The following is a 20,011-nucleotide window of genomic DNA, read 5'->3' as shown; positions in this document are numbered from 1 at the left end:
ATCCTCAAATCCTCAAAGAGTATAACCAGTCAGAGAATAGCCTGAAGCACATCGAGCTGAAGCTGGAAAAACTGCAGGACGCTGGCGCATCGGATGACGAGCTTGCCCTGCTGCATGAAGGCTTAAAGATTGTTGATGAGCTGCAGGACGAACAGCAAATGGCCCTGGCGAACACGGCGCGGGGTGAAGACGCTCAGGCCATCGCCCTGCTCTATGGTGCCTCTTATGAGCAAGAGCTTGAGCGCGCCCAGAACCAGATCGATCACTTTCGCCAGATACTCGACAAACGTGTGATCACGTCCGTACGGGAGGCGACAAAAAAATCGAAAGCGCTGCGAACGACCTCTGAGTTGATGGTTGGCCTCACCGCCCTGCTGTTCCTGTTTGTGCTTGGCTTTATATTAAAACGCCGCGTGCTGCGTCCGGTCGTGCGCCTGAGCGACGTGGTGCACCGCCTGGCATCACAGGACTACGCGGTGGAAACGCCCAACTTCAACCAGATTGATGAGATCGGCGATATGGCGCAGGCCATCCGCATCTTCCGTGAAAACGGCCTTGCGCGCCAGCGTCTGGAAAAAGAGCGCGATGCCGACTGGGCCATCCGCGAGCTGCTGGCGCGCATGACCCAGAGGCTGCAGGGATGTGAGAACGTAAACGATGTGATTAACGTGGCGGAGTTGTTTGCGCCCAATATTGCACCGGGGATCCCTGGCCGACTCTACGTTCTCGACCGGGATCCGTGGCAGATGCGCTGCGTCGCGCAATGGCTTGCGCCGGTGGGTGACGAGACAACGTTCCACCCTGACGAGTGCTGGGCCGTGCGTCGTGGTCAGAGCCATCCGCCGGTCAACGGTGAGCCGGATATCGCCTGCTATCACCTGCAGGAAGAGACGGCGAACAGCGCGCTGTGCGTGCCGCTTATCGCCCAGGGGGAGGCCATTGGCTTGCTCTCTTTCCAGAACATCAACGCGGACAATGCCCCTTCCCGCCCGTATCTTGAACTGATGGCTGAGGCGCTCGGACTGGCGCTGGCGAACCAACGTCTGCGCGACGCGTTACTGGAAAAAGCCCTGTTTGACCCGCTCACCGGCCTGCGTAATCGCCATCATCTGGAAGACACCCTGCACACCCAGATGGCACAAGCCATGCGTAACGATGAACCGGTTAGCTGCCTGATGATCGACATCGATCACTTCAAGAGCATTAATGACCGTTTCGGCCATGAGGCCGGAGACCTGGTCATTAAAAGCGTGGCGCTGATTGTTCAGCGGGCCGGGCATGACAGCGGTCTGGCCTTTCGCTTCGGGGGGAGGAGTTTCTGGTACTGCTTCCCGGCGCCGGAGAAGCAGAAGCGCATGCCTGTGCGCAGAAAATTTATGACGGTGTGCGTGAGCTGTCGCTTCGTTACGGCCTCTCAGAGATTGGGCCGGTGGATGTCTCGATTGGTATTGCCAGCTATCCAGAGCATGCCCAGAGCGACAACCTGCTGCGCGCCGCGGATGTCGCCTTATACCGGGCGAAAGAGCTGGGCCGGGCGCGGATTGTGAGTTTTGGGATGCTGGAAGCGGGTTAAGGTTAGACTCTTATTCATGACGCATGATGTTCATGTCATTGTTCTGACGCCAGAAGATCAATCATGGCCCGTGTGGCAGCTGACTGGCGTCGATGGGGCGCATAGATGAGCGAGAAAGGTCGCGATCGTCCACGAAGTTGCGGAAGTATCTCAACTAACTGGCCGCGCTGTATCTTCTCGCGGACAATGAATTCGTAGCTCTGACAGACCCCTATTCCATGTTCAGCCAGCGAAACCACGCCAAGGACATCATCTGAAATCTCGATGGTTGAATCTGGCTGCCAGTCAACATCCCGCTCATCCACGCGAAATACCCAGGGCGCAATACGGCCGGTACGCGGCATAATAAAAGGCAGGCACATATGCTGCCGCAGTTCATCGAGCGTCTGCGGCATTCCCATGCGATGAAGGTAAGCGGGTGAAGCAACCAACAGCAGTGCCGCATCCTGCAATTTACGCGCGACGAATCCACTGTCAGGCATTTGACCCAGGCGAATAGCCAGGTCGAATCCCTCAGCGATCAGGTCGACATTGCGATTGGTAATGTTCAGCTCCACCTGAACGCGCGGAAACTGTTGGGAAAAGCGGGCCAGCAAGGGCGGCAGACAATAATGCCCATAGGTGGTCGGGACGCTGATCCGTACCCGGCCAGTCAGATCCCCCTCCTGCCCCCGGCCATCGCGTTCGGCGTCATCAAGCAGGGAAAAAGCAGAACGCGCCTGCTCAAGATAAATCCGTCCGGCTTCCGTTAGTCCCACACGACGTGTGGTGCGTTGCAATAGCTGTCGTCCAAGACGCACTTCAAGGCGGGAGACCGCACGACTCAACACTGAGGGCGTGGTTGAAAGGGCGACCGCTGCAGCGGTAAATGAGCCATGTTCAACAACAGTAATGAAGACCTCAACATCGCCGAGATAATCGAATTTTCTGCTCATCTTGCTCTTTCAGGAACAAATGTTTTTCATTTTCGCTAATTTATCTCCGTTTGAGCGATGAGTAAAGTAGCCGCACTTGTTACCAAAAGGCAAAAACGATGGATCTTCAACTCAACGGTAAGACAGCACTTGTTACAGGGGCCACCGCAGGCATTGGGCTGGCTATCGCCAGTACCCTTGCGCGCGAAGGTGTTGCCGTCACGATTACCGGACGCGATCGGGAAAAACTGCACAATGCGGTAGCGAAAATTGCTCAGGCAGCTCCCCAGGCCCGGGTATCAGCCATTGTCGCCGATCTGGCTAACGCTGAAGGTGCAGAAGCGCTGATTAAGGCCTGTACGGATACCGATATTCTTATCAATAACCTGGGTTTTTATGAAGCCGCCCCTTTCGCTGATATCACCGACGAGGAATGGCTACGCATGTTCAACATTAACGTGATGTCAGGCGTTCGTCTTTCACGGCATTACTTCCCACGCATGCTAGCACGCAACTGGGGCCGGGTGATTTTTATGTCCAGCGAAGTTGGCGCTTTCACTCCGCCAGACATGGTGCATTACGGCGTCAGTAAATCAGCTCAACTCGCCGTATCGCGAGGAATGGCAGAGCTGACGAAGGGTACCGGCGTAACGGTCAACAGCGTACTGCCATCGGCAACCCGCTCTGACGGAATCATTGATTACCTGCGCCAGACAGCGCCTGAACCTGGCATGACAGACCAGCAGATTGAAGCGCATTTCTTCCAGACCTACCGCCCCAGTTCCCTGATCGCGCGAATGATCGAGGCTGACGAGATAGCCGCTATGGTCGCGCTACTGGCAAGCCCACTCGGCGCGGCATCAAACGGGGCTGCGGTACGCGTCGAAGGCGGAACGTTCCGCTCCATTCTTTGATACCGCATTAAGAAACCGCGTCTTACTCACATCACCGGAGCATGTATGTCCTACCGTATCGGTACTTTCCCCGCCATTGCAATGGCGGCATTGTTCTCTTTCGCAAGCTGCGCCAGCGCGGCGGATCAGATGCCTCTTGAGCACTGGCGCAGCTACTCAGGCGTAAGCTGGGATAAACCTGAAAATGTGCAAATGCCAGCCGTGTTTTCCGGGTCGGTGAATGCCCCCTTAGCAGGCATTCACTTTGATGCAAAGGGCCGGGCCTTTGTCAGCACGCCCCGACTGATTTCAGCCAGCGCCCCCGCCACGTTGAATATTCTCGACACCGATCCTCAGTCCGGACCCGCGCGCCTGACAGCATTTCCGTCCCGCGAGCGTAATGCGGTTGATTCCGCTCCCGATCAGAACCTGCGCAACGTGCTCGGCTTTTATGTTGATCGTAAAAACGGCTGGTTATGGGCGCTGGATATGGGGTTCATCGCGGGAGAAACGGAATCCCCTTCAGGCTCGCAGAAATTGGTCGTACTGGATCTCGACTCGGGCCGAACGGTTAAACGTATCCCCCTGGACGGCGTGGCCGACCGTAAGGCAAGTTTCCTTAATGATGTCGTTGTCGATGAGAATCATCGTATCGCATACATTTCCGACAGCGGGTCGCGCAGTGCGCCTGAAAACCGTGTCGGCCTGATCGTCGTGGATTTCGCCACCGGCACAGCCCGACGCGTGCTGAATAGTCACCCTGCCCTGCAGATTGAACCGGGGGTAAACGTCATTTCCCATGGCGCGGAGGTATGGCCAGGTAAACCGCTATTGATTGGTATCAACGGCATTGCGCTGTCTCCCGATGCAGAAACATTGTACTGGACGGTGACGACGGGAACACATGCATACGCGGTGCCCACTGCCGTGCTGAAGCAACATGATTCAACTGATGCGCAGATTGCCGCTCAAATTCAGAATCTGGGCACGGTGGGAGGTAATACTGACGGTTTGGTGACCGATGCAAAAGGCTACCTCTATATTACAGATGTCACCCATAACGGCATTGTCAGATATGATCCGAAGACCCGTAAAATGTTACTTATTGCTGCAAATGAAGCCATAAAGTGGCCAGACACACCGGCTATTCGCCCGGACGGTGACCTGATCTTCACATCAAGTAGCCTTAATGACCACTTCGCTGGAATGGTCAAACCAGGCCATGAACGGTACGATCTGTGGCGCTTGCGACAGGACACGAACCCGCCGATGAACACTCGCTAATATGGCTGCGCCACCCCATGGGTGGCGCTTTTTTAGCTGTGATGGGCAGGTAAAATCTGTGTCGTGAGAAAATAACGCTCATTTAAAACGATTATTTTTTAAACGCAAAAGAGCTTATTCAAGTAATGTTAGTTTGTCTCAAAATTTCAGTAGCACCATCCACAAATCAAACACCCTACCCCAAAACCACCCAACCCATTGTTTTTAATGGCTTTTACTAAACTAAACGTGCAGTAACAACCGCTACTCAACAAAATATGTAAACTACTGTGATAACTAAATTATAATTCATATACTTCGTTAAAAAAGTGGGGGTCAAAATGAGATTAACCTTAATGCTGTTGTGCTGTCTGGTGCCAACTTTAGCCTGGGCAGGTGAACTGCCAAAACCTGTTGGAAAACCTATTTTGACGATTTACGGTAATATAGAAAATACCAACGAAGAGGGAAAAGCAGTGTTTGATCTCGCCAGCCTTGAAAAACTAGGGATGGTGAGTTTCGAGACGACATCGCCCTGGTATAACGGACGTACAAAGTTTGAGGGTGTCCCTATGAGAAAACTCATGGATTATGTGGGGGCAAAGGGTACTAACGTTAACGTCATTGCGCTCAATGATTACTCTACCGTCATCCCTCTTAGCGACTTCAAAAAATACAACGCCATACTTGCCTTAAAGGTCAATGGCGAATATATGCGCATCCGCGACAAAGGCCCGTCGTTCATTGTTTACCCTTATGACAGTCTTCCTGAGTTGAATAATCAAATTTATTATTCGCGTTCAGCATGGCAGGTTAGCAAAATGAAGATTGAGTAGCAGTTCAGGAGAACATAATGAACAGGATACTGGTTGGTATCATTTTTTCTCTTTTTATCACGACAGGATATATTGCATTCCTTGTTTACGATCGACAGCAGGAGTTGCAAAAACTGACTCAATACACCGAGTCCTGGTCCGTGGCTCAACTGGTATCAGAGTATTACCGATTTGAATCATGGCTTGGTCTATACGCAACCGATACCGATGACGTTACGATAGACCAGGTCCGCATGCGTCTTGAAATTATGCTAAGCCAGAGCGATTTAATGAACGGCGGGGATTTAGGTCGCTATATTGACAGCGATAAAATGCACCAGGAACTCGCTTCGCGTTTAGAGAAAATACTGGCGTATCTGGATGGCAATCTCGAAAAAATGAGCCATTCGGAGTTACAGGCATACCTGAAAAATATGCATATGCTTGATGCGCCGCTCAGCCAACTTTCGGCCACGGCATTAACAAAAGATATTAATACAGTTAATGAATCAAACAGAAAAATCCAAATCCTGTATTATATTTACTCCGCACTTTCATTACTTCTGGTGATCTTAAGCTTTATTCTGGGCTTTTTAATGATCTACCAGAATAAAAACATTCTCAAAGCCCACATGCAGGTTAAAAGCCTGGCTGACGAACTACAGATATCAAAAGAAACGCTGCAGATTCAGAACGCGAAGCTGGAGTATGATGTTTATCATGATTCCCTGACCGGTATGAAAAACCGCCTTTTCTTCTGGGACGATCTCAACAAAATTAATCTTCAGGCGGATAAAAACCATATCCCCGTCACGGTAATGTTATTTGATTTAGACCGGTTTAAAGAGGTCAACGATACCTATGGTCATGATGCCGGAGATTTACTGCTGAACCAGGTCTCCCGCCGCCTTACCTCAATGAGCAGCGCGACGGATACGTTTTACCGTTTGGGTGGCGACGAGTTTGCCCTTCTCTCCAGCGGCCTGACGGAAAGCGCTGCGGTTTCGCGCGCCAAAGAGATCAGCGATCATATCAGCCAGCCCTATACGATTAATAACCAGCTGATAAAAATTGCCACCTGCGTGGGTATTGTTTTATCGGATAACGAACGACGCTCTGATTATCTTTACAAGTTTGCCGATCTCGCCCTCTACGAAGCCAAAAAAGAGGGCTCGCAGCAGATAAAAGTCTTCCGTCAGTGGATGCTGCAAAAACTGCAGGAAAGCAGAACCCTTGAACATGATATGGCGCTGGCGCTCGATCACCATGAATTTGTGGTGTATTACCAGCCTATTGTCGATGCATTCAGCAATGATATTTACGGCTATGAAGCGCTTATTCGCTGGATACACCCGCAGAAAGGAATACTGTCGCCGGATTACTTTATCTCTGTTGCTGAAAAAACAGGGATGATCAATGAGATCGGTAAAAATGTGCTTGAGCTTGCCTGCCGGGAGGCCGTTTCCTGGGCGGTTCCGGCACGGATCTCGGTGAACGTCTCGCCTGTTCAGTTAGGCACGAAATCCTTTACGGCGATGGTGCAGTCTATTCTGAAAGAGACTGGGCTACCGGCCAATCGCCTTGAGTTAGAAGTCACCGAGTCTTCACTCTTCAGTGACAGCAACACGCCAGTCACTATTCTCAAAAAGCTCAGATCGCTGGGGGTAAGAATTTCGATCGATGATTTCGGTACCGGGTATTCATCGCTCTCACGGCTCAGTGAACTCAACTTTGATAAAATCAAAATAGATAAATCCTTTGTGAATCCCATCTCCACGCAAGATGATGCGCTGAATATCGTTAAGCTGATCGCCGGTATGGCAAAGAGCCTTAATATGAGGGTCATTGCAGAAGGCGTGGAAACCGAAGCACAGCTTGAACGCCTTCAGGCGCTTGGCTGCGACCTCGTGCAGGGCTATCTGTTCGGAAAACCGCAGGCTGAAGTCGACAAAAAAATAAAAAGCGGTGCAGCGTGATCCCTCCGGGATCACACTTTTCAGCCGTGGGTATTCACATCCCCTCACCAGCTGTTACCATTCACCCCGTAAATACCTTTCAACTCAACCCGAGGCTTTGATGCTGGAGAATGTCATCATCCGATAATCAGCTCCCCGACCTTTCAGGCCGGACTGATTATCAATGCGCCGAAATCGAATGCGGACACCGCTGTGTGTTTGCACGTTTTGCACATGATGATTAAACAGGTTTTCCAGTATGAATTTATCCCGTCAGGAACAACGTACCTTACACGTTCTCGCCAAAGGTGGCCGTATTGTGCACGTCCGCGATACGTCCGGCCGCGTCACCGCCGTGGAATGCTACAGCCGCGAAGGGCTGCTGCTGTCTGATTGCACGCTCGCCGTCTTTAAAAAACTCAAAACTAAAAAGCTGATCAAATCCGTTAAGGGTCAGCCCTACCGCATCAATACCACCGGGCTGAACAACGTTCGTGCTCAGCCTGATAATCGTTAAGGAGAGGAATATGGATATCCCATGTATTTTTACCGTCAGCGAAAGCGAACACCGCATTCATAACCCCTTTACGCCAGAAAAATACGCCACGCTGGGCCGCGTGTTACGCATGAAGCCAGACACGCGCATTCTCGATCTCGGCAGCGGCTCGGGAGAGATGCTTTGCACCTGGGCACGTGACCACGGAATTACCGGCACCGGCATCGACATGAGCCCGCTCTTTACCACGCAGGCCAAACTGCGCGCAGAGGAACTGGGCGTTGCCGAACGCGTTCAATTTATTCATAACGACGCGGCAGGTTACGTTGCGGATGAAAAATGTGACGTGGCGGCGTGTATTGGCGCCACATGGATTGCAGGTGGCGTCGCCGGGACGATGAGCCTGCTGGCACAAAGCCTTAAGCGCGGGGGGGTCATGCTCATCGGCGAACCTTACTGGCGGCGACTTCCCGCAACGGATGAGGTGGCTCGGGCCTGTGGCGCCTCGTCCATCGCAGACTTTCTCACCCTGCCCGACCTCGTCGCCTCTTTCGATCAACAAGGCTATGACCTGGTGGAAATGGTGCTGGCAGACCAGGAAGGCTGGGACCGATACGAAGCCGCGAAATGGATGACATTGCGTCGCTGGCTGGAGCAAAACCCTGACGATGACTTTGCGCAGGAGGTGCGAGCGGAGCTGAAAAGCGCGCCTGAACGCCATGTGACCTACACGCGGGAATACCTCGGCTGGGGCGTGTTTGCGTTAATGGCACGACAGGAGGACGTTTGCGGTACCGCCTAAAGGGAAAACCGGATATCTGATTACCTTACCCGATATCTGCGATAAATTGACCCGAACCGCGCATTTACTCTACGATCGCCCGGTAGCGCTTCGCTTACCGGGCGGAAAGGATGAAGATATTCAGGGTTCCACCTCAGCCAACCAGCCTCCCACAGCAAGGTTAAACTCCTCCACCGCGTCACAAAGCTCTGACCACAGGGCATGCAGGTGTTCCAGAGCCTGTTCCGGACAAAGACAGGCCATCTCAAGTTCACGACTCGCCCGTTCAATCCGTCTCGCGCCACAAATTTTCGCGGCTCCCGACAGACGATGCATGCAAGCGGCCAGCTCCGGCCAGTCCTGCAGCTCGACCAGGTCTGCCGCATAGCGCAGATCGTCATTATTCGTTTGAACGGTTACCCGCAGCAACTCTCCCAGCATCTGCTCATCAAAGCTGCTGAGCGCCTCCAGCTTCGGGTAATCCACCACTCGGGAGAGAGAAACGGCCTCCCCCCTGGGTGCAGCAATGTTTTTCATCACGTCATTCAACAACGTTTTGAGCTGGGACATCGGAAGAGGTTTGAACAGGCAGTCGTCCATTCCGGCCGCGAGGCATCTGGCCCGCTCTTCAGGCCAGGCATTGGCCGTTAGCCCGAGGATGATCAGGGCGTCACCGGCACGTTCCCGCAGCAGACGCGTCAATGCCAGACCATCCATCCCCGGCATACTGCAATCGGTAATAACCACATCAAATCGCGTCTCCTGAAACAATTCCCAGGCCTCCAGGCCATTCTGCGCCTCCTTGACATGGTGACCAAGATGCATGAGCTGGCGGCGTAACAGCATCCGGTTCGCTGGATGATCGTCCACCGCCAGAATGCTCAGAGGACGATGAGGAACCGCTATTGGTTCGACATCTGCCTCCGTTGGACTGACGGGGTTGTCCCGCTGCTGGACTGACACCGTAAAACTGACCTGCGTTCCCTTACCTTTCTCACTCGCGATGGTAATACTGCCGCCCATCATCGTGACCAGCTGCGCGCAAATCGCCAGTCCCAGCCCGGAACCACTCTGGACGGCACCATCCCTCGCCTGGACCCAGGGATCGAAGATATTCTTTTGCTCTTCCGCGGAAATCCCTCGCCCCGTATCCGAAACGCTAATGTGCAGAAGATAGTTAGCCGGGGCCGTTTCACCGTTAAAAAGGGTCATTTCAACGGTGATGCAACCTTTCTCGGTGAATTTAATGGCGTTACTCACCAGGTTTGAGAGCACCTGTCTGAACCGCAGCGGATCGAGAAAAATCTCCTCTGGCAACTCCGGAGGCACCACATACTGCAGACGTAACGCTTTCTGCCTCGCCAGGCCCTCAAAGACCCGCACCACCGGCGGCAGAAGATCCGCCGTTCTGACCCACTGCGGAGTTAATTCAAGTCGGCCTGATTCAATCCGGGCCATATCCAGAATATCCCCGATAAGCCCCATTAAGGAGCGGGCAGATTCACAGGCAACCCTGACGGGATCGTCATCTTCCCATGTTTTATCTGCGGCGTTGACCGTCAGCTCAAGCAGCCCAATGATGGCGCTTACTGGCGTCCGTATTTCATGACTCATGGTTGCCAGAAACGTACTTTTTGCGCGGTTAGCCTGTTCGGCGCGTTCCGTTTCTTCTGAAAGCGCACGGGTCAGCGTTTCGTTATAGGCCAGCTGAGACTGAAGATCCTGCTGAGCCAGCTGACGGGCGCCAATTTCGCGCCGCAGGTAATAGATCCAGATAAGTGAGGTCAGAATGACAATCCCGGCCACCCCGGAAACCAGCCAGAAGCGGGTTCTGTACAGCTCCCACGTATTGAGTCTGACATCGGGTCGCGTCTGCCATTTATCGATCACATGAGTGATATCCGCCGGGGAGATATTCTCCAGTGACTTGTTAAGGATGCTCAGAAGTTCGGGCTGATCCCGCGAAACTGCAAACGCAACTTTTGCTGTCTGATTGCCGATATGACCGCCAATCTTGAGCCGATCGCGAAAATAACGATCGATCATGTAGCTGGCCCCAAACAGCGTATGTATCGCCACGTCTGCCTTGCCATCGGCAACATTTTGCATCGCTATCGCGGCGTTTTCGGTTTCGATCAGCACGATCCCCGGGCGGGTGCGCCTGAGTTCAGGGATGAGGGCATTTTTCGTCACGATTGCCACGCGCGTTCCCGGCGGCAGGGCTGCGGTGTAATGTTTGTCCGAGGCCTCTACCCACACAAATGGCGACGTAAAATAGGGTCGGGAAAACCGCAGCTGCTTCGTTCGTTCCTCGCTCTGGCTGACCGCGCCCATGAAGAGCGCCTTTTTACCGGCGATCTGGTCCTCCATCCGACGGATTGAATCCGCCGGAACCGGATCAAAATGCAGGCCGGTACGCAGCCGGACCAGACGTAAAATATCGGCGGTAACCCCGTAAAAATTCCCCTTTGCATCAATCATGGTGAAGGGGGCATAGAGGGCATTAACGGAAACCGGCACCGTGGGATTGTCTGCTAACCACTTTTTCTCTGCTGCGGTAAACGCCACTTGTTCCCTGACGCGCCAGCGTGACGAGCCTTCACTCCACTGCTGCAGAATGACCTCCTTCTGGGTACGGGGTATCGAATCAAGCACCCGTCCCACGGACCGTATCAACGCATGGTCTTCCTTGCGCATGACGAAATGGCTTCCGGTATCACGTTCCGGATAGACCTGCTGAAGCACCAGAAAATGCGGGTAGTGGCGTTCAAGTAAATATGATCCTGTCACCAGGTTACCAATATAAAAGTCGTTTTCACCGAACGCCACGGAGGCCATGGCCCGATCGTCGGTGTCAAAATGAATCAGCCTGGCGCCGGGGAAATGGGCCTCTATCCAGCTGTCGTCAACATACCAGCGCGCGATGGCCAACCGCATCCCGGGTTGATAGTGAAACGGTTTTTCAGGGGATTGTTTTCGGTGGACCAGGACAGGATGATCCCGAATGAAATTCGCTGACGCTACCAGTGCAGCATGAACCCCACGGACCTTTGCCGAGGGATCCACCACGATATCCACCTTTTTCTGGGCCAGTGCAGCATAAGCCGAATCGCGATCCTCAAATGCAACGACGTGGATCCGCACGGCCAGATACTCGCCAAGAAGCGCAATATAGTCTGCAATCATGCCTTCCAGCCGACCGTCTTCCGGAAACAGTGACAGCGGAGGGATCTCAGGCTGCCAGACCGCCATCGTCAGCACTCGTTTTTTCCCTAACCAGCGCCAGTCATCGTTGGTGAGCGTAAATTCTTTTGGCGCGTAGCTCTCCCGGCTAATAATCTGCACATCCGCTGGTTCCAGCGCAAGGCTGCGCAGAGGGGCAAGCACCAGATACAATAAGCCAAGGGTAAAAAGAAATTTTTTCAATGCATTAGTCCAGATGATGGCGACGCGCAAAATCAACCAATCCAATGGTGTGCGTTATCTCAAGCTTGTGCATCAACCGGGTTTTATAGGTGCTGACGGTTTTGTTGCTGATGAACATTTTGTTGGCGATATCATTGATTTTCATACCGCGCGCGACATAGCGCAGAACCTGAAGCTCGCGGTTTGACAGGGTTTTGATCACATCGCTCTCGCGGACAAAGCTGGCGGGCACCCGATTGGCCTGACGACGCAGAGGAAAATAGGCGTAGCCGCGTTCTACCGCGTTGACGGCATTTCGAAGTTCATCCAGATTATTCCCTTTCCCGACAAATCCATCCGCACCAAACTGAATACATCGGTTAAGGTAATGTTCATCATCCCGACTCGTCAGTACCAGTAACCTGCCAGGAAATTCTGTTTTACGCAGTTTTTCTATTAACTCCACGCCGCTCAAACCGGGAATATCAAGATCGACCACCACGATTTCGGGCTTTATTTTCTGAATCACCTTAAATGCGTCCGTCCCATCACCACTTTCAGCAATGATGATATGGTTATCTTTTTCGAGCAGCATACGTATAGCCAGACGAACCATAGGATGGTCGTCGACAATGAGGATATTAGCCATATCAGCCTCTTTAATTTCCTTTTATTAAAGGCTGTCATAAAATCCCTGGTAAAATCAATCCAAAAATCTATTTTTTTATTTTATTGTCGCAAAAATATTTTTATTCACTGCTATTTCTCCCGGTTACCTTACGGGGATGACATCTTTTTCCTGACAGATCCGCTTTAATTCTCAACTCAATTACCAGAAGAAAAACAAATCTAATTCATTGATTTTAATTAATTTACCAACCAAAGAAACATTTTCACAACCAGGTGGTTTTCGCCGCTTGTAGGCAAAGGACTACAGGTAATGTCGTCTTTGATGACATAAATCAACTCCCAGTCTGAGTGTTTTAATTTACTGCGAGGGTATAGTGGATTACACAAAGCGAGACCAAACAGAAATGCTTTTTGAATAAGTTTCAAAATCCCAACTGTTACGCATAAACAGGATTTCTCATGCGCAATGGATATTTATAGCCTAATAAAAATGGGCAAATCAAATTTCATTATCATTGAGAAATACATCGCTTTGAAAATACTTTTATTCGCAAACCCAAAAATGCGCTGTTTTTATCACCTGCAAACAGGAAGCTGCTTGCCGTTTTATCAGCATCATCCAGGCGCAATACGTAAACACAGTGTTAATTGTTACTCACTTACAGGAATAAAACCTGATGAAAAAGCAACTTCACTTTATCGCCATCGCGTCAATCATCAGCGGTGCATCACTGACTGCCGCCCACGCTGCTGACGGCACCATTCAGTTTAACGGCGAAATCATTGATGCCGCCTGTACGGTATCGGCATCCAGCGCCAACCAGACGGTCACCTTAGGCCAGATTAGCGAAAACGCCTTCTCCGCCGCAGGTGATACCGCCGGTGCGACCGCTTTCCAGATTGATCTGACGAGCTGCCCGGCAAGCGTGACCTCCGCAGCGGTGAAATTCGACGGAACGCCTTATCAGGGAGACAACAGCGCGCTCGCACTGACGCCGGTGAATGGCGTCGCAACCGGTGTCGGCATCCAGATCCGTAATGCGGACAACACCGTGCTGCCTCTGTTCACCGAATCTCAGCGCGTCACGCTTTCCCAGGCGGGGACCAATACGCTGAAATTTAACGCTGCTTACGTAGCAAAAGCCGCCACAGTGACCGCAGGTCCAGCGAACGCAACCGCCACCTTCAGCGTTGTTTACAACTGATCCAACGGCAGCGCTTTCTGCCGTTATCCGAAAGCCAGCCCCCGGCTGGCTTTTTCCCAGAGGAGAAACCACAGTGACATTCAAACTCTCATCCTTACTGGTTGCGGGCATGCTCATCGGGTGCGAAATGGCTCACGCCGGCGTAGTCGTGGGCGGCACGCGCATTATCTATGATGGTGACAAAAAAGAGGCGTCAATCAGCGTAGACAATCCCGACGCCACGCCTTATCTCATTCAGTCCTGGATAGAAAATGAACGCGGTCAGAGCGATAAACAGAGCTTTATCGTGACGCCTCCGCTTTTTCGCCTGGATGGAAGCCAGAAAAATACCCTGCGTATTCTGAAAATGGCCCCAAATTTCGCTGCAGATCGGGAGACGATGTTCTGGATGAATATTAAATCCATCCCCGCAGCCGATCCCAGCCGTTCGGACAATACCCTGCAACTGGCCGTCAATACGCGCCTGAAGTTGATTTATCGCCCGTCAGCCCTGAAGGCTTCCTCACCGGATCAGGCCAGCAACAGCCTGAAATGGACGCGTCAGGGACAGCGCCTGTCGGTAAATAACCCGACCCCATACTACATCAACTTTCAGTCAATCAGCCTGAACGGACGTCAACTTGAGAATGTGACCTACGTTGCCCCTCGCGCAACGGCCTTCTTTGACCTTCCGTCTGGTGCTCAGGGCAATCAGGTCGAATGGAAGGTGATCAGTGATTACGGCGCAACTGGCGCTGCTCACAAAGCCTCCCTTTAACGCACCTGTAACGAACCGCTGGAAAGAACCATGTCCCCATTATCATACGCTGCACAAAAACGTCCGGAGTTTCGGCCATCCCTTATGGCCGTGCTAGTCGCCCTCCTTCTGCCTTCCGTTCACGCTGAAGCCAGGGACTACTTTAATCCTGCGCTTTTACAGCAGACAGGTACAGGCGGCACCGTACCTGATCTGTCGGCTTTTGAGAATGGCGGGCAGTTACCGGGTCGTTATCCCGTTGATATCTATCTTAATGACGAACAGGTAGACAGCAGAGACGTCACCTTTTTCCAGACCTCCGAGAACGGCCTTCAGCCGTGTCTGGATGCAGAAACTCTGGCGGGATATGGCGTTCGTACAGAGTTATTTCCTGGATTACAGCCTGAAGGCGAGCAGTGCGTGGATTTTTCAACGATTCCGGACAGCGCAGCTGTCTTCGTATTCGGCGCACATCGTCTGAACATTTCGATCCCGCAGGCGGCGGTTAACCCGCGCATTCGTGGCTATGTTTCACCCACGCAGTGGGATGACGGTATTAACGCCGCACTTCTGCATTACAGCTTCAGCGGCGTGAGCCCTCTGACCGGCGAGGGTAGCAGTCAGTATCTCAATCTGCGTCCGGGTCTGAATCTGGGTGCCTGGCGTTTTCGTAACTACACCACCTGGAACCGCCCCGCCAGCAGTGATAGTGGCGGCGACAAGTGGAACACCGTCTATACCTATGCTCAGCGCAGCATCGTTCCGCTGAAAAGCCAGTTAACGCTGGGGGACAGCCTGTCCCCGTCTGACGTGTTTGACAGCGTGCCTTTCAGAGGTGCGCAGCTGGCATCCGATGACGAAATGATCCCCGACAGTCAGCGCGGCTACGCGCCGGTCGTGCGCGGCATCGCACGCGGTAACAGTGCGCAGGTCACCATTCGCCAGAACGGTTACGTCATTTACCAGACAACCGTACCGGCCGGGGCATTCGAAATCACGGATATGTACCCTACCGGCGGCAGCGGCGATTTGTACGTCACCATTAAAGAGGCCGACGGCAGTGAGCAGTCGATGGTCGTGCCTTACGCCTCTCTTCCTGTCCTCCAGCGTGAGGGCAGACTGCAGTTCAGCCTGACGGCAGGTCAGTATCGTGCCTATGACAGCAGTATTGAAAAAACGCCCTTTTCACAGGGAACCCTTCTGTACGGCGTGGGTAAAGGGATGACGTTATATGGCGGCGCACAGCTGGCACAACCTTATCGCGCTTTCGCGGCGGGCGTGGGTCAGAACCTGGGGGGGCTGGGGGCGTTATCGGTAGACGTTACGCAGGCGTGGAGTACGCCACAAAACGATAAAGAACAACAGGGACAATCCTGGCGTCTGCGTTATAGCAAAAGTCTGGCGGAAACGGGAACCCACCTTGCGGTTGCAGGGTATCGCTATTCCACCGAGGGGTTTTACGATCTGGCTGATGTCCTGGAAAGCTATCGCGATAAACCCTCTTCCATGCGCACCGAACGCAAGCGTAATCGCGCGGAACTGACCCTGAGCCAGGATTTAGGCGGCGAACGCGGTTATCTGTCCGTTGGGGCAATCAGTGAAGACTACTGGGATAACCGTCGTAAAACGACCTCGTGGAATATGAGTTACAACAACAGCTGGAACGGCATCAGCTACAGCCTTAACTACGCCATGAATCGTAACACTGCGGGCGGGGGTCAATACACAGGCGGAAAAAACAGCGAACGCGATGATGTCCTGTCCCTCAACCTGAGCATTCCTCTGGATAAGTGGCTGGGTAAATCCTTTGCCAGCTACAACGTCAGCAGCAGTCCCGCACGAGGGACCGTCAATACCGTGGGACTTAACGGTACGGCACTGGAGGATAACAGCCTTAACTGGAACCTGACGCAAAGCCATGCATCGCAGGAGCAGTCTAACAGCGGCTACGGGAGCGTTAACTATCGGGGAACTTATGGCGAGGTGAATGGTGCCTACAGCCAGAGCGCCGGTCAGCGCAATCTCAGCTACGTCCTCCAGGGCAGTATTGTCGCTCACGCCGGGGGCATAACCGCCGGTCAACCCATGGGCGAAACGTTTGGACTGGTCAAAGTGCCGGGCGCATCGAACGTAGCTATCCAGAATCAAACCGGTATCAGAACGGATTATCGCGGTTATGCGCTCGTACCAAACCTGATGCCGTACCGCCGCAATGACGTCACGCTGAACACGTCAACGCTGGATGAGGATGTCGATCTGAAACAAACCAGCCGTAGCGTCGTTCCGACCCGGGGAGCGCTGGTGCGGGCAGAATACCGCGCGCAGGTAGGGCAGCGCGTGATGATGACGCTTATCCGCGCTGACGGCAAACCGGTGCCCTTTGGCGCAACCGTTGTGAACGACGCCGATCCGGATGCCGGCAGCAGTATTGTCGGCGATGGTGGACAGGTGTACCTCGCCGGCCTGTCTTCTGAAGGCACGCTGAAGGTGCAGTGGGGAAATGACGCGCAGCGTCAATGTCGGGTGTCCTATCGCCTGAGTAAACCGAAAACGGGCGAAAGCATCCCGGTCATCCAGGGACAGTGTCGCTGAGCGAACATCAATAGAAGGTTAGTAATGAAAACGTTAATCAAACACATATTTCGAAACCGCCTGCTCTCGGCCATCTTGCTGATGGGGGTTTCAAACGGCGCACTCGCCACCTGTAGCTTTATGGACAGTCGCTTTACACCGAATGATGCCGTTCAGCTGAATCTGGGGTCAGTGATCGTTCAACGCGACACGCCCGTCGGGACCGTCGTCTGGAGCGCCACAAACAATACTCTGGGCGGGCGAAATAATTTCATCGAATGCAACGCCACGGGATACCGTACACAGTGGGCTGCAGGTTCCGGGTATGCGCCGGTAGCCTATAGCGGCCAGACGCTGTACCAGTCCGGTGTCCCGGGTCTGGCTTTCAGGATCGTCACTCCAGGGGCAGGAACGACCAGCGGCCGGTATGGAACCGGCCCTCTTCCCCGTCAAATTTCCAACGTCCCCTGCACCAGCTCGTCGACCTGGTGGCGGTTATGCGGGGGAACCTGGGGAAGCTACCAGCTTCAGCTCGTCAAAATTGCCCCCACTACCGGATCGGGCCCCATCACGACCGGCACGATTACCCGGGCGCTGATCGTCGGAGAGACCACTATTTTTGACTATGCCATCGCCAGCGGCACGGTTCAGACGGTGGCCTGCTCGGTAACCAATCCTAATATTACGGTCAACATGGGAACGGCCAAAAACACCGATTTCCGGGGGACGGGAAGCACCAGCGGCAATACCGATTTTGCGATCGCCCTTAACTGCGATGCCTCCACCAATATCAATATGACGCTGACAGCGGGAAGTGCAGGTGCGGCCGACTCAACACAGGGCGTGCTGAACCTCGACAATGCCGGGGCGGCAGACAACGCAACCGGAGTGGGTGTTCAGGTGCTCTATAACAGCAGACCGGTTTCACTGGGCACGCGCATAAACGTAGCCAGAACCACGGCGAATGGCACCTATTCCATACCGTTGCAAGCGCGCTATTACCAGACACAGTCGACGGTAACACCGGGAAAAGCGGATGCTAATGCCACGTTTACCATGACTTATCAGTGATTATTTTAGGACAACGCTCTCCAGTGAACATACGAATTTTATTCTGCGGCGTACTGCTCCTGACCTCTAAAATGGCGGTGGGTGCCTGCAGCTTTATGGATAACCGGTTTACGGCCAGCGACAATATTAACCTCAATTTTGGTCAGATAATCGTTCAGCGCGACACCCCCATCGGTAGCGTGGTTGCAACCGCCAGTTCTGCCACACTCGCTAACCGGAACGATTTTATCGAATGCACCACCTCCAGGTTCGTCACCCAGTGGGCGCCAGGAAGCGGTAATTTTCAGCCAGTACAGCATAATGCTGAAACTCTCTATCAGTCAGGCGTGGCGGGTCTTGCCTTCAGGGTTGTGACCCCGGGAGCAGGGTCAACGGCCGGGCGCTATGGAACGGGGCCTCTGCCCAGACGCGTCAGTAATATCTGGTGTCGCCTCTCCCCCACCTGGTGGAGGCTCTGTGGCGGCTCCTGGGGGAACTATCAGCTCCAGCTGATCAAAATTGCTCCCGTAACGGGGTCAGGCCGTCTGCAGACCGGATCTATCACGCGGGCAGGCGTTGTGGGTGAAATGGATGTCATGAACGTGAATATCGCGAGTGGAGAAGTACATACGGTGGCCTGTTCCGTAACCACTCCAAACATCTTTGTGAACATGGGAAGCATAAAAAATACCGAGTTTTCGGGGGCTGGAAGCACCTCGCGCGACGTGAGCTTTAACGTCAATTTGAACTGCGACGCGTCTGCTAATATTTACCTGACGCTGGAGGCGGGACGTGCGGGCGTAGCGGATACCAGTAAGGGTATTTTGAATATTGACACAACAGGCTCGGGTGAAACAGCCAGCGGAGTGGGGATACAGGTGCTGTTTAACCACACGCCAGTTATACCGGGAGAACGGCTTAAAATTACCACCACCGCGTCAGACGGTCTGTATGCCCTCCCGCTTGCGGCACGCTACTATCAGACTGGCACCATCCTGACGCCGGGTACGGCTAACGCCACGGCAACGTTTACGACAACGTACCAGTAAATCGCTGAGCGGTCCCCCGAAACGGGTACCGCTAATTCCCTTTAGTCACGCCAGATGATTACGTTTAGCGAATTCGACCAGCTCCAGCGTTTTACTCAGGCCCAGCTTTTCCATAATACGTCGCTTATAGGTACTGACGGATTTGTTGCTGACATGCAGTTTCTCCGCAATCTCCACCAGCAGTTCGCCCCGCGCGATATAGCCAAGAACCTGCAGCTCCCGATTAGACAGGCGGCTCAGCAGGTCCTTCTCCGGCTGTATCCCATCCGGTCGGCCTGACGATGACTGGCGCTGGGGAAAAAACTCGTATCCGTTTAACACGGCCCTGAACGCATCTGCCAGGGCGTCAAGCTGGTTGTTCTTACTGATAAAACCATTGGCGCCTGCGGCCCTGACCCTGTCTACAAAATGCTGATCGCTGTGCGTCGTCAGAACAATAATTCCGCCTGGATAATTCTCTTCGCGCAGCCGTTTTATGACCTCAAGTCCGTCAGGCGGAGGGATATCAATATCAATCACCACCAGATCGGGACGATGGTTACGCAAATAGACTAATGCATCGTGCCCGTTGTCGCAGGTGCCCACAACGTCATATCCCTTCCCGTTCGCCACGACCTGCACGGCAAGTTGAGAAACAGGATGGTCATCAACAATAAAGATTGTGCTCATAAGCAT

Annotated in this window: 15 protein-coding genes and 1 pseudogene; 12 read left to right on the top strand and 4 right to left on the bottom strand. The window is 53.3% G+C overall.

Annotated features, from left to right (window positions below):
• Positions 1–158: 158 nt before the first annotated feature.
• Positions 159–1,573 (top strand): annotated as a pseudogene (locus ACMGGM_RS17895) (diguanylate cyclase).
• Positions 1,574–1,608: 35 nt separating this feature from the next.
• Here ACMGGM_RS17895 and ACMGGM_RS17890 read toward each other — a convergent pair.
• Positions 1,609–2,508 (bottom strand): LysR family transcriptional regulator, encoded by a 900-nt coding sequence (locus ACMGGM_RS17890; protein ID WP_032637378.1) that lies wholly within the window; start codon positions 2,506–2,508, stop codon positions 1,609–1,611.
• A 98-nt stretch (positions 2,509–2,606) separates the two neighbouring features.
• On the opposite strand from ACMGGM_RS17890, the gene ACMGGM_RS17885 reads away from it, so the two are divergent.
• The 6 genes from ACMGGM_RS17885 (at position 2,607) to ACMGGM_RS17860 (ending at position 8,711) form a co-directional block, all read left to right on the top strand.
• A complete protein-coding gene (locus ACMGGM_RS17885; RefSeq protein ID WP_014882710.1) occupies positions 2,607–3,401 on the top strand; it encodes an SDR family NAD(P)-dependent oxidoreductase in 795 nt (264 codons plus the stop codon).
• A gap of 45 nt (positions 3,402–3,446) precedes the next feature.
• The gene (locus tag ACMGGM_RS17880; protein WP_014882709.1) at positions 3,447–4,664 is read left to right on the top strand and encodes an L-dopachrome tautomerase-related protein; all 1,218 of its coding nucleotides are present in this window, start codon (positions 3,447–3,449) and stop codon (positions 4,662–4,664) included.
• A 320-nt stretch (positions 4,665–4,984) separates the two neighbouring features.
• Positions 4,985–5,479, top strand: coding sequence for a molybdopterin-dependent oxidoreductase (locus ACMGGM_RS17875; RefSeq protein ID WP_032628721.1), 495 nt, complete (start codon positions 4,985–4,987; stop codon positions 5,477–5,479).
• Between the two features lie 17 nt (positions 5,480–5,496).
• Positions 5,497–7,434, top strand: a complete 1,938-nt coding sequence (locus ACMGGM_RS17870) for a putative bifunctional diguanylate cyclase/phosphodiesterase (protein ID WP_045269293.1) — start codon at positions 5,497–5,499, stop codon at positions 7,432–7,434.
• 238 nt (positions 7,435–7,672) lie between these two features.
• Positions 7,673–7,930 carry a YjhX family toxin gene (locus ACMGGM_RS17865; protein WP_014882706.1) on the top strand — a complete coding sequence of 86 codons (258 nt, stop codon included), beginning with the start codon at positions 7,673–7,675 and terminating at the stop codon, positions 7,928–7,930.
• Positions 7,931–7,940: 10 nt separating this feature from the next.
• Positions 7,941–8,711, top strand: coding sequence for an SAM-dependent methyltransferase (locus ACMGGM_RS17860; RefSeq protein WP_248180610.1), 771 nt, complete (start codon positions 7,941–7,943; stop codon positions 8,709–8,711).
• A 120-nt stretch (positions 8,712–8,831) separates the two neighbouring features.
• Here ACMGGM_RS17860 and ACMGGM_RS17855 read toward each other — a convergent pair whose 3' ends face one another.
• Both ACMGGM_RS17855 and ACMGGM_RS17850 read right to left on the bottom strand, forming a co-directional pair.
• Positions 8,832–12,116, bottom strand: a complete 3,285-nt coding sequence (locus ACMGGM_RS17855) for a response regulator (protein WP_250365974.1) — start codon at positions 12,114–12,116, stop codon at positions 8,832–8,834.
• A 4-nt stretch (positions 12,117–12,120) separates the two neighbouring features.
• The gene (locus tag ACMGGM_RS17850; RefSeq protein ID WP_248180613.1) at positions 12,121–12,744 is read right to left on the bottom strand and encodes a response regulator; all 624 of its coding nucleotides are present in this window, start codon (positions 12,742–12,744) and stop codon (positions 12,121–12,123) included.
• A gap of 658 nt (positions 12,745–13,402) precedes the next feature.
• Between ACMGGM_RS17850 and ACMGGM_RS17845 the strand changes: the two genes are divergently transcribed.
• The 5 genes from ACMGGM_RS17845 to ACMGGM_RS17825 all read left to right on the top strand — a co-directional run bounded on the left by ACMGGM_RS17845 (position 13,403) and on the right by ACMGGM_RS17825 (position 19,336).
• On the top strand, positions 13,403–13,930 hold the full coding sequence (locus ACMGGM_RS17845; RefSeq protein ID WP_045134696.1) for a fimbrial protein: 528 nt from the start codon (positions 13,403–13,405) through the stop codon (positions 13,928–13,930).
• A gap of 73 nt (positions 13,931–14,003) precedes the next feature.
• Positions 14,004–14,687 (top strand): molecular chaperone, encoded by a 684-nt coding sequence (locus tag ACMGGM_RS17840; RefSeq protein ID WP_087529057.1) that lies wholly within the window; start codon positions 14,004–14,006, stop codon positions 14,685–14,687.
• A 30-nt stretch (positions 14,688–14,717) separates the two neighbouring features.
• Positions 14,718–17,258, top strand: a complete 2,541-nt coding sequence (locus tag ACMGGM_RS17835) for a fimbria/pilus outer membrane usher protein (protein ID WP_414149061.1) — start codon at positions 14,718–14,720, stop codon at positions 17,256–17,258.
• A gap of 24 nt (positions 17,259–17,282) precedes the next feature.
• The gene (locus ACMGGM_RS17830) at positions 17,283–18,308 is read left to right on the top strand and encodes a fimbrial protein (RefSeq protein ID WP_087529055.1); all 1,026 of its coding nucleotides are present in this window, start codon (positions 17,283–17,285) and stop codon (positions 18,306–18,308) included.
• 23 nt (positions 18,309–18,331) lie between these two features.
• Positions 18,332–19,336 carry a fimbrial protein gene (locus ACMGGM_RS17825; RefSeq protein ID WP_232947936.1) on the top strand — a complete coding sequence of 335 codons (1,005 nt, stop codon included), beginning with the start codon at positions 18,332–18,334 and terminating at the stop codon, positions 19,334–19,336.
• A 45-nt stretch (positions 19,337–19,381) separates the two neighbouring features.
• Here ACMGGM_RS17825 and ACMGGM_RS17820 read toward each other — a convergent pair whose 3' ends face one another.
• A complete protein-coding gene (locus ACMGGM_RS17820) occupies positions 19,382–20,005 on the bottom strand; it encodes a response regulator transcription factor (RefSeq protein ID WP_158236410.1) in 624 nt (207 codons plus the stop codon).
• Between the last annotated feature and the right edge of the window lie 6 nt (positions 20,006–20,011).

Origin of the sequence: Enterobacter sp. BNK-14, from assembly GCF_047456095.1 — a bacterium.
In the GTDB taxonomy this organism is placed as follows: domain Bacteria; phylum Pseudomonadota; class Gammaproteobacteria; order Enterobacterales; family Enterobacteriaceae; genus Enterobacter; species Enterobacter kobei.
This window is presented reverse-complemented; position numbering and strand designations above follow the sequence as displayed.